14 protein-coding genes and 2 pseudogenes are annotated in these 13053 nt (G+C 71.4%); 11 read left to right on the forward strand and 5 right to left on the reverse strand.

The window, feature by feature from the left end; translation table 11 throughout:
- Positions 1–96: 96 nt before the first annotated feature.
- Positions 97–666, reverse strand: coding sequence for a hypothetical protein (locus IEZ15_RS07075; protein WP_373302514.1), 570 nt, complete (start codon positions 664–666; stop codon positions 97–99).
- Between the two features lie 145 nt (positions 667–811).
- Between IEZ15_RS07075 and tsaB the strand changes: the two genes are divergently transcribed.
- The 4 genes and pseudogenes from tsaB to IEZ15_RS44485 form a co-directional block, all read left to right on the forward strand.
- A complete protein-coding gene (gene tsaB / locus IEZ15_RS07080; protein ID WP_229845766.1) occupies positions 812–1474 on the forward strand; it encodes a tRNA (adenosine(37)-N6)-threonylcarbamoyltransferase complex dimerization subunit type 1 TsaB in 663 nt (220 codons plus the stop codon).
- Positions 1471–1992, forward strand: a complete 522-nt coding sequence (gene rimI / locus IEZ15_RS07085) for a ribosomal protein S18-alanine N-acetyltransferase (RefSeq protein WP_114246129.1) — start codon at positions 1471–1473, stop codon at positions 1990–1992. The genes tsaB and rimI overlap by 4 nt, the downstream gene beginning before the upstream one ends.
- Complete coding sequence (gene tsaD / locus IEZ15_RS07090) at positions 1992–3092, forward strand: tRNA (adenosine(37)-N6)-threonylcarbamoyltransferase complex transferase subunit TsaD (protein ID WP_093893479.1); 1101 nt, start codon at positions 1992–1994, stop codon at positions 3090–3092. Before rimI ends, tsaD begins: the two co-directional genes overlap by 1 nt.
- Positions 3089–3352 (forward strand): annotated as a pseudogene (locus tag IEZ15_RS44485) (hypothetical protein); the annotation flags it as partial. The gene tsaD and the pseudogene IEZ15_RS44485, both read left to right, overlap by 4 nt.
- A gap of 94 nt (positions 3353–3446) precedes the next feature.
- Here the strand turns inward: IEZ15_RS44485 and IEZ15_RS07100 are convergent.
- Positions 3447–4142: pseudogene (locus IEZ15_RS07100) on the reverse strand (TetR/AcrR family transcriptional regulator); the annotation flags it as partial.
- Between the two features lie 114 nt (positions 4143–4256).
- On the opposite strand from IEZ15_RS07100, the gene IEZ15_RS07105 reads away from it, so the two are divergent.
- From IEZ15_RS07105 to IEZ15_RS07120, 4 genes are all read left to right on the forward strand, one after another.
- Complete coding sequence (locus tag IEZ15_RS07105; protein WP_189275075.1) at positions 4257–5741, forward strand: MFS transporter; 1485 nt, start codon at positions 4257–4259, stop codon at positions 5739–5741.
- Between the two features lie 41 nt (positions 5742–5782).
- Positions 5783–6148 (forward strand): YciI family protein, encoded by a 366-nt coding sequence (locus IEZ15_RS07110; protein ID WP_114246132.1) that lies wholly within the window; start codon positions 5783–5785, stop codon positions 6146–6148.
- Positions 6149–6189: 41 nt separating this feature from the next.
- Positions 6190–7461 carry an RNA polymerase sigma factor gene (locus IEZ15_RS07115; protein ID WP_189275077.1) on the forward strand — a complete coding sequence of 424 codons (1272 nt, stop codon included), beginning with the start codon at positions 6190–6192 and terminating at the stop codon, positions 7459–7461.
- Between the two features lie 77 nt (positions 7462–7538).
- Entirely contained in the window at positions 7539–8003 is a 465-nt protein-coding gene (locus tag IEZ15_RS07120; protein WP_189275079.1) for a VOC family protein, read from the forward strand.
- A 19-nt stretch (positions 8004–8022) separates the two neighbouring features.
- Here the strand turns inward: IEZ15_RS07120 and IEZ15_RS07125 are convergent, their stop codons facing one another.
- Positions 8023–8643, reverse strand: coding sequence for a class I SAM-dependent methyltransferase (locus IEZ15_RS07125; protein WP_189275080.1), 621 nt, complete (start codon positions 8641–8643; stop codon positions 8023–8025).
- A 96-nt stretch (positions 8644–8739) separates the two neighbouring features.
- On the opposite strand from IEZ15_RS07125, the gene IEZ15_RS07130 reads away from it, so the two are divergent.
- Entirely contained in the window at positions 8740–9405 is a 666-nt protein-coding gene (locus tag IEZ15_RS07130; RefSeq protein ID WP_189275082.1) for a hypothetical protein, read from the forward strand.
- 53 nt (positions 9406–9458) lie between these two features.
- Positions 9459–9824, forward strand: coding sequence for a hypothetical protein (locus IEZ15_RS07135; protein ID WP_114246137.1), 366 nt, complete (start codon positions 9459–9461; stop codon positions 9822–9824).
- 16 nt (positions 9825–9840) lie between these two features.
- Here IEZ15_RS07135 and IEZ15_RS07140 read toward each other — a convergent pair whose 3' ends face one another.
- On the reverse strand, positions 9841–11106 hold the full coding sequence (locus tag IEZ15_RS07140; RefSeq protein ID WP_189275084.1) for a THUMP-like domain-containing protein: 1266 nt from the start codon (positions 11104–11106) through the stop codon (positions 9841–9843).
- A gap of 136 nt (positions 11107–11242) precedes the next feature.
- Here IEZ15_RS07140 and IEZ15_RS07145 point away from each other — a divergent pair, with 136 nt between their 5' ends.
- Entirely contained in the window at positions 11243–12208 is a 966-nt protein-coding gene (locus IEZ15_RS07145) for a polysaccharide deacetylase family protein (RefSeq protein ID WP_229845769.1), read from the forward strand.
- Positions 12209–12422: 214 nt separating this feature from the next.
- Here the strand turns inward: IEZ15_RS07145 and IEZ15_RS07150 are convergent, their stop codons facing one another.
- Positions 12423–12896, reverse strand: coding sequence for a DUF6234 family protein (locus tag IEZ15_RS07150; RefSeq protein ID WP_189275089.1), 474 nt, complete (start codon positions 12894–12896; stop codon positions 12423–12425).
- Positions 12897–13053: the final 157 nt, after the last annotated feature.

Raw genomic sequence — 13053 nt, forward strand, 5'->3', positions numbered from 1 at the left:
GGGCAGGCTGAACGGACGCGCGGTGACGCGGCGCGGGGTACGCAAGCCGTGTGGCCGGACTTCAAGCCCGTCCGGCGATTGGGGAGACCCCCGGGGTCACGGGACGACGACCACCTTCGTGCGCACCGTTGCGAACTGCCACATCGCATCCCCGTCGGCCCGGGACATCCGCACGCCGCCCGTCTTCAGCGACGGGTCCGGGCTCTCCATCGAGCCGTCCACTGCCGCGCTGAATCCCACGGCCACGCCGTCCGCCATCGCGAACCGCACCACGTGCTCGATCGTCACGCCGTCCGAGCCCCTGCTGGCGGGCCCCGAGCGCGTACCGACCTGGTACGTCCCGGGCTGCGGACTCAGCGTGCTCGGCATGACCTCGAAGGTCCTGGCCACATCCCCGGTCGCGTCGACGAGCCACACCTGACGGTCCTCCAGGGCGTACACCACACGCTTCCCGGAACCGGAGGCGGCAGGGAGCGCGGCCGGAGGCTTCTCGGCCTTGGGCTTGGGCTTGTCATGGCCGGCGGCAGGGGCGCTGCTGGAAACCTTCGGCTTGGGGGCGGCGACGGAGTCGGGGGCGTTCGCCGATGCCTGGTAGGCCAGGAAACCGACCGCGGCGAGAGCCGCCGCAGTGAGCCCGGCCACGATTCCCGAGCTGCCCCTAGCCACCGTGCGCGCCCCTTTCACTTCTGTATGTAGTACAAGCGTTTACGTCGTACCCGCGTGTACACGGTGACGGTAGCAGCCGGGGCCGGTCGTACCAGGACGCCGTACGGGAGGCCGTGCCCGGTCGGAGGAGCCGTAGGCTGTTTGCGTGCTCTTGCTCGCCGTGGATACCGCCACCCCCGCCGTCACCGTCGCCCTTCACGACGGGACCTCCGTCGTCGCCGAGTCCGGCCAGGTCGACGCCCGAAGGCACGGGGAGCTGCTGCTGCCCGCCGTCGACCGGGTCCTCGCCGAGGCCGGGGTGAAACTCGACGCCGTGACGGACGTGGTCGTGGGCGTCGGCCCCGGACCGTACACCGGGCTGCGGGTCGGCCTGGTCACGGCCGCGACCTTCGGCTCCGCGCTCTCCGTACCCGTGCACGGGCTGTGCACCCTGGACTCTCTCGCGTACGCCGCCGGACAGGACGGACTGGAAGGCCCGTTCGCCGTCGCGACGGACGCCCGCCGCAAGGAGGTCTACTGGGCGAGGTACGAGGACTTCCGCACACGCGCCACGGAGCCCGCCGTCGACCGGCCCGCCGACATCGCCGAGCAGCTCGCCGGACTTCCCGTCGTCGGGGCGGGCGCGGTGCTCTACCCCGAGGCGTTCCCCGACGCCCGGGGCCCGGAGCACGTCCGTGCAGGTGCGCTGGCAGCCCTCGCCGCCGAGCGTCTCGCCGCGGGCGCGGAACTGCTGCCGCCGCAGCCGCTCTACCTCCGCAGGCCCGACGCGCAGGTCCCGAAGAACTACAAGGTGGTCACCCCGAAGTGACGACCATGACTGCCGTACTGCGCGAGATGCGCTGGTGGGACATCGATCCGGTGCTGGAGCTCGAACACGAGCTGTTTCCGGACGACGCCTGGTCGGCCGGCATGTTCTGGTCCGAGCTGGCGCACTCCCGCGGCCCTCGGGCCACCCGCCGCTACGTCGTCGCCGAGGACCCCGCCACCGGCCGGATCGTCGGCTACGCCGGACTCGCCGCGGCCGGTGACCTCGCCGACGTACAGACGATCGGTGTCACCCGCGACCACTGGGGCGGCGGCCTCGGCTCCGAGCTCCTGTCCGATCTGCTGAAGCACGCCACGGCCTTCGAGTGCGCCGAGGTGCTCCTCGAGGTCCGCGTCGACAACACCCGGGCGCAGAAGCTGTACGAACGCTTCGGCTTCGAACCGATCGGCTTCCGACGCGGCTACTACCAGCCGGGCAACATCGACGCACTCGTCATGCGCCTCCACGTCCACGAACACGATCACGTACAAGAGCTCGTACAGGAAACAGAGACTGACTGATGGCTGACGAACCGCTCGTACTCGGCATCGAGACCTCCTGCGACGAGACCGGCGTCGGCATCGTCCGCGGTACGACGCTGCTCGCCGACGCCGTCGCGTCCAGCGTCGACACGCACGCCCGCTACGGCGGCGTCGTCCCCGAGATCGCCTCCCGCGCGCACCTGGAGGCCATGGTCCCCACCATCGAGCGCGCCCTGAAGGAGGCCGGGATCAGCGCCCGTGACCTCGACGGCATCTCCGTCACCGCGGGTCCCGGGCTCGCGGGTGCGCTGCTCGTCGGCGTCTCGGCGGCGAAGGCGTACGCGTACGCGCTGAACAAGCCGCTCTACGGGGTCAACCACCTCGCCTCGCACATCTGCGTCGACCAGCTGGAGCACGGCCCGCTGCCCGAGCCGACGATGGCGCTGCTGGTCAGCGGCGGCCACTCCTCGCTGCTGCTCGCACCGGACATCACCAATGACGTACGGCCGCTGGGTGCGACCATCGACGACGCGGCGGGCGAGGCCTTCGACAAGATCGCCCGGGTGCTGAACCTCGGCTTCCCCGGAGGTCCGGTCATCGACCGGCTGGCGAAGGAGGGCGACCCGAAGGCGATCGCGTTCCCGCGCGGTCTGAGCGGCTCGCGCGACCCCGCGTACGACTTCTCCTTCTCCGGCCTGAAGACCTCGGTGGCCCGCTGGATCGAGGCCAAGCGTGCGGCGGGCGAAGAGGTGCCGGTACGGGATGTGGCCGCGTCCTTCCAGGAGGCCGTGGTGGATGTGCTCACCCGGAAGGCCGTCCGGGCCTGCAAGGACGAGGGCGTCGACCATCTGATGGTCGGCGGCGGTGTCGCGGCCAACTCGCGGCTGCGGGCGCTGGCCGAGGAACGGTGCGAGCGCGCCGGCATCCGGCTGCGGGTGCCGCGGCCGGGGCTCTGCACGGACAACGGGGCGATGGTCGCGGCGCTGGGGGCGGAGATGGTGGCCCGGGGCAGGCCGGCGTCGGACCTGGAGCTGTCCGCGGACTCGTCGCTGCCGGTGACCGACACCCATGTCCCCGGTGCCCACGCGCATGACCACGACCATGTGCACGAGATCAGCAAGGACAACCTCTACTCATGAGCGGTACGACCGTTGCGCTGATGTGGGAGGCCCGCGCCGCCGACGGCAGGGGCCTCGAACTCCTGGAGTGGGCGCGCGCCCGTTCGGCCGAGCTGGCCCGCGAGCCGCTGCGCCGCGAGCTGCTGCGCGCCCCGCAGGACCGGGTCCTGGTCATCACCTGGTGGGAGGGGGCGTACGGCGACGAGCTGCCCGAGCTCCCCGAACCGGACGCCGAGCTGATCACTCGTCCGGTGCACCGCTGGCGTTTCGAGTCCCTGGGGGCCGTCGAGTCCCTCGACCGAGTCGAGCCGCGGAGTCCTGGGGAATCTCCGGCCCCGGGAAGTCCCCGGCCCCCGGAAGTCCCTGGCCCCGGGAAGTTCCTCGGCTGATCAGCCCCTCGATGATCGCGTCGAGTTCCTCCGCCACCTCGTAGTCGGCGGCGTACTCGCGCCACCGGTCCTTGATCTCCGTCAGCCGGGGCAGCGCGGCCGCGTCCTCCTCGGTGATCATCTCGGGGAAGTACGGCCTGCTCGGCGGGTTCTCCGCGCGGCGCTCGGCCGCCCTGCGGAAGACCAGGTCGCCGTAGACGTAACTCCAGATCGTCCGGTACGCGCGTACCGCCCGGGTGGGGGAGAGGCCGCAGGCGAGCGCGGAGCCGATGATCTCCTCGACCATCCACAGCGCGTTCCTGTCGGTGAGCTCGCCCAGCGCCAGGATGTCCAGCACCCAGGGGATCTGCTCCAGGATGCCGTGCATGTGCACCGCCACCGCGAGCAGCCGCTCGCGCGGGTCCTCGGGCAGTTCGGGGCGAGGGAAGGCGGCCGCGGTGCCCGACAGGGTGAGCATCAGCAGCTCGTCCTTGTCCTGCACATAGTGGTACAGCGCCATCGGCGTGGAGCCGAGTTCCTTCGCCACCCGCCGCATGCTCAGGGCGTCCAGGCCCTCTTCCTCGATGATGCGGCGCGCGGTGGCGACCATCGCGTCCGGGTCGAGCCTGCGCGGCCGCCCGACGGACCGTTTCGCCGCCGTTCGCTTCTTCGCCGTTCCTGACGCCTTTTCTGTCCCTGACACCCGGGCATTGTCTCCCGTTCCCATGCGTCCGTCTCTTCCCCGGTCCTCGCGGGGCTAATTTCTATACGCGTATAGTAATGGCTCGACCGAGTGACCGCGAGGGAAGGGGAAGTCATGAACGACCAGTCACAGCACGCGCGTTGGCTACTGGTGGTGGCTCTCGTCGTGCAGTTCATGGTGGCGTTGGACATGTCCGTGGTGAACGTCGCGCTGCCGGACATGCGCCGCGATCTCGGCTTCACCCCGGAGGGGCTCCTCTGGGTGGTGAACGCCTATGCGCTGGCGTTCGGCGGGCTGTTGATGCTCGGCGGGCGTCTCGCCGACCTGATCGGCGGCAGCCGGGTCCTGACGGCGGGCCTGGTGCTGTTCGGCGCGGCGAGCCTGGCCGGGGGACTCGCGTGGTCGCCCGGTGGGCTGATCGCCGCACGGGCGGCGCAGGGGATCGGCGCGGCCGCGCTCGCCCCGGTCGCTTTCGCCCTGATCGCCATCGCCTTCCCGGCCGGGCCCGCCCGCTCCCGCGCCCTGGGGCTGTGGGGCATGGCGGGTGCGGCGGGCGGCGCGGTGGGCGTGCTCGCCGGCGGGGTGCTCACCGATGCGGCGAGCTGGCGTGCGGTGATGCTGGTGAATGTGCCGATCGTGGTGTTCGCGCTGGTGGGAGCCGTACGCTCCGGGCTGGAGAGCCGTCCCGCCCGGACCGGCGCCCGGCTCGATGTGGCCGGAGCGCTGCTGGCCACCGCCGGTACGGCACTGCTGGTCCTCGGGCTCGTACGCACATCTACCCACCCATGGGGGTCGGCCCGGACGCTGAGCACGCTCGGTGCCGCCGTGCTCCTGCTGGTCGTCTTCGCCGCCGTCGAGCTGCGGGCCGGGACTCCGCTGCTGCGTCTCGGTCTGCTGAAGGGGAGGCCGGTCCTGACCGCGAATCTCTTCTGCCTGCTGCTGAGCTCGGGGCAGTTCGCCGCGTTCTACTTCGCCTCGCTCTACATGCAGCAGGTGCTCGGCTACGGGCCGACCGCCGCCGGTGCCGCGTTCGTGCCGTTCTCGGTGGGCGTCGTCGCGGGCTCGGTCGTCGCCACCCGTACGGTCGCGGCGCTCGGCACCCGGCGGCTGCTGGCGGCGGGCGGTGCTCTTGCCGCGCTCGGCCTCGCCGGGTTCGCGGCGACGGCGCAGGCGGACGGCAGCTTCCTGTACTCGATCCTCGGCCCGTCCCTGGTGTGCGGCGCCGGCATCGGGATGTGCTTCGTACCGCTCGGCACCGCGGCCACGACCGGCGTCGCATCCGACGAGACGGGGATGGCCTCCGGGCTGCTGAACAGCGCCCGCCAGGTCGGCGGATCGCTGGGGCTCGCGGTCCTGGTCACCGTCGCCACCCAGGTCACCGGCGACGGGCGCCGACCGGCCGATCTGGCGGCGGGGTACGCGGCGGCGTTCTGGGTCTGCGCGGGGCTGCTCGCGGCGGCGGCGCTGGTGGCCCTGGTGCTGCTCCCGGCACCGGAACGGACCGCTGCGGTGGCCGCCCCGGTGGCCGCTCCGGAAGATTCTCAGAAGAATTCCGGTGGAGCTGTCGATCCGGCCGTCTCCCGTTCGACGCAAGGGTGAGAGGCGGGGAAGGACCCCGCCCTTCCGACCGAGGAGTCACCATGCCCCGCTTCATGTCGCTGATCCGCATCGACGAGCAGAACCTCCCCTCCGAGAACCCGGGCCCAGAGTTCGACAAGCGCATGGGCGCTCTGTTCGAGGAGATCACCAAGGCCGGGGTCATGCTGGAGACGGCCGGGCTCACACCGACCGCGCAGGGCACGAGGGTCACCTGGTCCGGCGGCAAGCTCAGCTGTACCGACGGTCCCTTCACCGAGACCAAGGAGGTCGTCGGCGGCTACGCCATCCTCCAGGCCAAGGACAAGGCCGAGGCCCTGGAATGGACCAAGCGGTTCCTGCAGATCCACCCGGCGAACTGGACCGTCACCTCCGAGGTCCGCCAGATCGACGAGGCCACGGGTCTCTGACCGGTCGCGCTTGCCGCTTCCCGGCACGGCTGCTCTGATGAGTGACCGTGACGGCAGCAAGCGCGAGGACGGCGGTCGAAGCGGTCTTCAGGATCGAGTCCGCGCGGATCATCGCAGGTGTCACCCGCATCGTGCGGGACGTGGGCATCGCCGAGGAACTCGCGCAGGACGCCCTGGTGGCCGCGCTGGAACAGTGGCCGGAGTCAGGTGTCCCGGACCGGCCGGGCGCCTGGCTCATGGCCACCGCCAGACACCGCGCGATCGATCTCGTACGCCGCAAGGAGACCTACGCGCGCAAGCTGGCCGAGGTCGGGCGGGCCCTGGAGGACGTGCCGCCGCCCGAACCCGCCGAAGCGGACGACATCGACGACGACGTGCTCCGGCTGATCTTCACCGCCTGCCATCCGGTGCTCTCCACCGCGGCCCGGATCGCCCTCACCCTGCGGCTGCTCGGCGGGCTCACCACCGATGAGATCGCCCGCGCGTTCCTGGCCCCCGAACCGACCGTGGCCCAGCGCATCGTCCGGGCGAAACGGACCCTGGGCCGGGAGGGCGTCCCCTTCGAGGTGCCCTGCGGACCCGAGCGCGCCGCCCGCCTCGATTCCGTGCTCGAAGTCATCTATCTGATCTTCAACGAGGGGTATGCGGCGACCGCGGGCGACGACTGGCTGCGCCCGGCGCTGTGCGAGGACGCGCTGCGGCTGGCCCGGGTGCTCGCGGGCCTGATGGAGCAGGAGCCCGAGGTCCACGGCCTGGTCGCACTGCTGGAACTCCAGGCCTCGCGCACCGCCGCCAGGACCGGGCCGGACGGTGCGCCGGTGCTGCTCGCCGACCAGAACCGGGCCCGCTGGGACCACCTGCTGATCCGGCGTGGTGTCGCGGCCCTGGAGCGGGCCGTGGCCGCGACCGAGGAGGGCGCCGGTCTCGGCCCGTACGCCCTGCAGGCCGCGATCGCCGCGTGCCACGCCCGGGCGGTGACGTACGAGGAAACGGACTGGACGACCATCGCCGCCCTCTACGACCGCCTCGCCGTGATCGCACCGTCCCCGGTCGTCGAGCTCAACCGGGCCGTGGCGGTCTCGATGGCGCAGGGCCCGGCGGCCGGCCTCGCCCTGGTCGACGCGCTGGCCGGCGACCCGGCGCTCAAGGACTACCACCTGCTGCCCAGCGTCCGTGGCGATCTGCTGGCCAGGACGGGCCGTACGGACGAGGCGCGGGCGGAGTTCGTACGGGCGGCCGGACTGACCCGGAACGAACGGGAACGCGCGATGCTCCTGGACCGCGCGGCACTTCAGGGCCGCGCCGACCGATGAGTTCCGGGTGCCGGACCCGTCTACCCCGCACAGGCTTCGGCACCATCCGACTCCGCGCCACCCGACAGGAGCAGACCATGCAGAAGATCAAGACCTTTCTGTGGTTCGACAACCAGGCCGAGGAAGCCGCGCATCACTACATCTCCGTCTTCGGCGGCGACTCGAAGGTGCTGAACACGACGTACTACAACGAGGCGGGGCCGGGCGGGACGGGCAAGGTCATGACCGTCGACTTCCGGCTGGCCGGCCAGGAGTACATCGCGCTCAACGGCGGCCCGCAGTTCCCCTTCACCGAGGCGATCTCGCTCTCCGTGGACTGTGCGTCGCAGGAAGAGGTGGACACCCTGTGGTCCAGGCTCACCGAGGGCGGCGAAGAGGGGCAGTGCGGCTGGCTCAAGGACAAGTACGGCCTGTCCTGGCAACTCGTTCCGCGGGGGCTGAGCGAGGCGCTGTCCGACCCGGACCCGGCGAAGGCCGAACGGGCGATGAAGGCGATGCTCGGCATGAGGAAGCTGGACATCGAGGCGCTGCGCAACGCCTGAGCCCCGCCTCCCGGCCCCGTCAGGGCACGGCGACGCCCAGCGAATAGGCCGCCATCGGCTTTGGCGCGCCCTTCCCGTAGAACACGTCGAGAGCGACGATCGTGAACCCTGCGGCCGTCAGCATGTCGGCGATCCGCCGGGTCAGATGGCACCCGGCGAAGAGCCGCCGCTCCAGAGGATCGAGGCGGCGTTGCCAGCGGCGTACGTTCTCGTCCTCCTCCGGCGCCAGCCCGTGCTCCAGGAAGTGCAGGGCCGCACCGGGTTTGAGGACCCGCCGCACCTCGCGCAGCGCCGCATCGGCGTCGGGGATGGTGCACAGCGTCCACGTGGACAGGGCGCCGTCGAAGGTGTTGTCCCCGAACGGCAGGTACTGACTGTCCAGACCGGCGCGCCGCACCAGGGGGCGCCCCGCGTCGATCCGCTCGCGGGCCAGCTTCCAGCCGAGATCGGACGGCTCGACCGCGGCCACGTCGGTGACGGCCTCCGGGTAGAACGGAACGTTGTGCCCGGAGCCGAATCCGATCTCGATGATCTCGCCGTACAGGCCCTCGCAGACCCGCCGCCGCAGCGGTTCGACTGCCCCTGTCCCGCCGACGGAATCGGCGATCCGAGGCACGATCCGTTCGGCATAGAACCCCATGGCGAACCTCCGTGTGTTCCTCTCCAGCATGGCACCCCGGCGGCCCCGACGCACCGTGCCGTCCACAGGGGACGCACGGTCGATAAGGTCTGGCCCATGTTCAGCCGCGCACAACTGCCGCCGCCCCCACCGCCCGTGGAGATACGTACCTGGCCCGACCGTGAGGCGCTGCTCACCGACCGGGCCGTGGTGCTCGGGGAGTTGGTGAAGATGCATGTCTCACCGGGGCGGCTGGTGGCGCTGTGGCTGTGGGGAGCGCTCTGTGCGGTGGGCTGGTCGCTGGTGGGCGCGGCGCTCATCACGTTCGAGGAGACGTACGACATCTTCAGCGCCCTCCTCGGCGTTATCGTCGCCGTCATGGGCGCCTGCTGCGCGGTGCCGGCGATCGTCTTCGTCGTCATCGGCCTGCGCCGCGACCAGAAGATCCGCCGACTGCTCGGCGCCTGGGGCCAGTTGGACCGCGATCCGGTACGGGACGTGCAGTTGCGGATGCCGGGCGTCAGCCTCGTCTGGCTGCTGATGTCCTTCACGCTGTGCGCACTCGGGCTGTACGCGTGCATCGCCGTCCCGGCGACCGCCGAGGCGGCCCAGGACAGTTTCGGGCTGGTCGCTCTGGTCACGGGACTCGGGATGACCGGCTGGAACATCGGGCTGATCGGCATCATCAAGGCCTTCGCGCACCGCCGTTGGGTGCTGCGGGTACTGATCGGGGCGCCTGCTCCGGAGCCGCTGTTCTCCGTCGGGGGCGGCGCGCACCGCTGACCCCGGACCTATCCTGACCGGATACATGAGTCACGCAGGGGGAGGAGTGTCACATGGAGTGGTACTGGTGGGTGCTCATCATCTTCTGGACGGGCGGCTTCGGATGGGCCGTCGACAACCTCCGTACCGCGCTGCGCAACCGGCACACCCGCAAGCTGGAGCTGCTGGAGGCGGCCAAGCAGGAGCGGCTGGCCGTCGAAGCGGCCCACAAGCCGCCGGAGCCGGTCTGCGGCTGCACGCACCATCTCGCCAAGCACGACAAGCAGGGCAAGTGCCATGAGCGGGTCGAGGTGCCGACCGCCTGGGACGAGTCCAAGAAGCCGGTCCGCTTCGAGTCGGGGCAGTGCAACTGCCAGCAGTACGTGGGGCCTCAGCCGCTCTCGCAGGTGTACGCCGAGGACCTGACCGACCTGGCCTGATGGCCGCCCCCGCCGGTCAGGCGGGTCCGGTCAGCGGGTGGCCGAGCAGCATCGTCGGGGCTCCGGCCACCCGGGTGAGGAAGACCGTCGCGGCGTTCGGTCCCTGGAGCTTCATCCTGCGGCGCAGCTCCTCCGGTTCGACGGCCGAGCCGCGCTTCTTCACCGTCAGGACGCCGACCTTCCGCTCCCGCAGCAGCGCCTTGAGCTTCTTCATGTTGAACGGCAGCCGGTCGGTGATCTCGTACCCGGTGGTGTACGGGGAGTCGTACGGCTGGTCGCTCGTGACGTACGCGATGGTCTCGTCGACCAGTCGGCCGTCGCACCGCGCCACGATGTCGGCGACCAGATGGGCGCGGATGACGGCGCCGTCCGGCTCGTACAGATAGCGGCCGACCGGGCCGACGGGCGGGGCGGGCAGCGGAGCCGCGGACCACAGGGTGGCGCCGGCGGGAAGCACGGTGGCGCGGTAGGAACCGGCCGCGAAGCCTTCGCCGAACCAGAGCACCGCCTCCTTCACATCACCGCCGTCCGAGATCCACTCGGCCTCCGCCTGCGCCGGGATCGCCTCGTGCGGGATGCCGGGGGCGATCTTCAGCGCGGCACGGGGCGCCTCGAGCGCGGCGCCGGTCGCCCAGGAGAGCGGCGGTGAGTACGCCTCGGGGTCGAAGATCCTGCCCCTGCCGCCGCGCCGGGCCGGGTCGACGAAGACCGCGTCGTAGGGCGAGGTGTCGATCTCGGTGACATCGGCGCACCGCACCTCGATCAGCTCGTCCAGGCCGAGCGCGGCGGCGTTGGCGCGGGCCACCTCGGCGGTCAGCGGGTCGCGGTCCACTGCGAGGACGGAGATGCCCGCCCGTGCGAGCGCGATCGCGTCGCCGCCGATCCCGCAGCAGAGATCGGCGACGCTCCGCACCCCGCCCGCCGCCACGAACCGCTGTGCGCGATGGGTGGCCACCGACGTACGCGTCGCCTGCTCGACGCCGTTCGGTGTGAAGAACATCCGGTACGCGTCCTCGGTACCGAATTTCGCCACCGCCCGCTGCCGCAGCCGCGCCTGCCCCAGCGCCGCCGAGACCAGCGAGGCCGGGTGGGTGCGGCGCAGCCGGGTGGCGGTGGCGAGCTCCTGGGCGGGGTCGTACGACCGCAGCCCGTCCAGGAGCGCCGCGCCCTCGGGGGTGCGCAGGGCCATGAAAGCGGCGAGGGGGTCGGACGGGTCGGGGGCGTCGGACCTGTCGTCGGCGTCGGACGGGTCGTTCGGGGCGAAGGCGTTCACGCGCCCCATTGTGAGCCAGCCGGGTTGACCGGCGGGCCCGGTGGCGGTGTCGGGCCGGGGCACCCCTCACGTGCTGGCAGGATGCGACGCCATGCAACTTGTACGACAAAAGGAAAAATTAACCATGAAAAGGAGCGGATCGGTCATGTCCGGACCGGGGGGCGGGCGGGGCTCCAGCACGCATCGGCCGGCCTGCGCGGTCCTGGCCGCACTCCTGGTCGCCGCGGTCTGCTCCGGCTGCGCCTGGCGGGCCGGCGGCCGGTCCGCCGACGGCGACGAGCACCGGGCCCGGCCTGCCGCCGGACCGCCGGGCGCCCCCGGACCGGGCCCCGGACAGCTTGCCGGCCGGGGAGGCGCACCCGCCGGGTCCCGTGAGAACGCGAGGTTCGGCCCGGCCGTACGGGCAGCCCTCGCCAAGAAGTGGGGGCTGGACAGGCCACCGCTGATCGCACCCCCGCCGCCCGCCGTGAAGCCGCACATCACCACCCGCGAGGGGTTCGAGGTCAACGGCGGCGACGACTCGCTGCCGCCGGTCTTCACCACCGTCCCGACCAAGGACCGGGTCGTCTTCCTGACGATGGACGACGGTGACGAGAAGGATCCCGAACTGCTGCAGATGATGGACGAGCTGGACATCCCGTACAGCGCGTTCCTCAGCGACTACCTGGTGCGCGACAGCTACGGGTACTTCCTGGAGATGCAGCGGCTGGGTGTCGGCCTCAACAACCACACGCTCAACCACCCCTACCTGCCCGGACTCTCGTACAGCGAGCAGAAGAGCGAGATCTGCGACCAGCAGGCCGTCATCGAGGAGCAGTACGGGCAGCGGCCCACCCTCTTCCGCCCGCCGTACGGCAACTACAACGCGGACACGCTCCGCATCGCGAAGTCCTGCGGTATCAAGGCCGTACCGCTCTGGAACGCGGAGGCGTTCCCGGACCACATGAAGTGGCGCGAGGCGGACCAGGACCTGCACCCCGGCGACATCATCCTCACGCACTTCCGGGGCCGGAAGGACTGGGGCGGCAGCATGGCCGACATGGTCCGGGCAGTCATGAAGACCATCACGGACAAGGGGTACGCCGTGGCCCGGCTGGAGGACTACGTATGAGAAGGGTGCATCGGCTGCTCGCCGGACTGCTGACCGCCGGTGCGCTCCTGGGCGTCACCGCCGGGTGCGCACAGTCGGTGGACCCGATCGAACGGCTGGGCCGCAAGGCCGCACAGAAGGTGACCCGCCCGAAGCCGGCCCCCGCGGCGGGCCCGCAGGCGCATCCGCACGGCGATCACGGGGCGCAGGGGTCGCTGGTCGTCATCGCCTGCCCTCAGCCGCCGGAGTCCAGGCACTCGCGGTTGTCGCCACCGCTGAGGCACTGGTGGCCGGACCGGCCGGGATCGTCCGGAGGAGCGGAGGCCGGCGCCGGGTGCGAGCGGCGGTAGTCCTCGTGCCCGACCTGCACCGCCGCCACGCACAGCAGGAGCGCGACCGGGATCTGGATCGCCCCCGCCCAGGGCCGGTTCTCGCGGATCAGCACCACGGCGATCAGCGCGACCGCCGCCGCGATCCCGCCGAAGACGAGGACGGGCGTCCAGTCCATCGGCGGCGGGCCCGTCGTCTCCGAAGCACCGGGGTCCCACCGCGACAGGGCCAGGGAGTAGGCGGCGACCGCGCAGATCAGCCCCTCCAGGAGCACCAGCAGCAGACCCAGCACCACATCGAGACAGCCGTTCATGGCGCGCGAGCCGTGCCGGGGCCGCGGGGCCCGCGGAGTCGACTGCCGGTACGGAGATTCGGTCATGTTCACACGGTCGTACGGAACGCCGCGGTCCGTACGGCCGTTGTCCCAGTGTTGTCCGGACTGTTGTCCGGGTGGTACCCCGGCCGGCGCGTGGTGCACGGCGGGAGCGGGGTGCCGAAGGACGCCACGACCGCGTGAATTGGCACTCCGCTTGACC

It is taken from the genome of Streptomyces atratus (assembly GCF_014648655.1).
Classification (GTDB): Bacteria; Actinomycetota; Actinomycetes; order Streptomycetales; family Streptomycetaceae; genus Streptomyces; species Streptomyces atratus.

Coding starts and splice junctions, on each gene's coding strand:
- IEZ15_RS07150 (WP_189275089.1), bottom strand. CDS start 12,896: ATGACCGAATCTCCGTACCGGCAGTCGACTCCGCGGGCCCCGCGGCCC.
- IEZ15_RS07120 (WP_189275079.1), top strand. CDS start 7,539: ATGCAGAAGATCAAGACCTTTCTGTGGTTCGACAACCAGGCCGAGGAA.
- IEZ15_RS07130 (WP_189275082.1), top strand. CDS start 8,740: ATGTTCAGCCGCGCACAACTGCCGCCGCCCCCACCGCCCGTGGAGATA.
- tsaD (WP_093893479.1), top strand. CDS start 1,992: ATGGCTGACGAACCGCTCGTACTCGGCATCGAGACCTCCTGCGACGAG.
- IEZ15_RS07140 (WP_189275084.1), bottom strand. CDS start 11,106: ATGGGGCGCGTGAACGCCTTCGCCCCGAACGACCCGTCCGACGCCGAC.
- IEZ15_RS07110 (WP_114246132.1), top strand. CDS start 5,783: ATGCCCCGCTTCATGTCGCTGATCCGCATCGACGAGCAGAACCTCCCC.
- IEZ15_RS07125 (WP_189275080.1), bottom strand. CDS start 8,643: ATGGGGTTCTATGCCGAACGGATCGTGCCTCGGATCGCCGATTCCGTC.
- IEZ15_RS07135 (WP_114246137.1), top strand. CDS start 9,459: ATGGAGTGGTACTGGTGGGTGCTCATCATCTTCTGGACGGGCGGCTTC.
- IEZ15_RS07145 (WP_229845769.1), top strand. CDS start 11,243: ATGTCCGGACCGGGGGGCGGGCGGGGCTCCAGCACGCATCGGCCGGCC.
- IEZ15_RS07105 (WP_189275075.1), top strand. CDS start 4,257: ATGAACGACCAGTCACAGCACGCGCGTTGGCTACTGGTGGTGGCTCTC.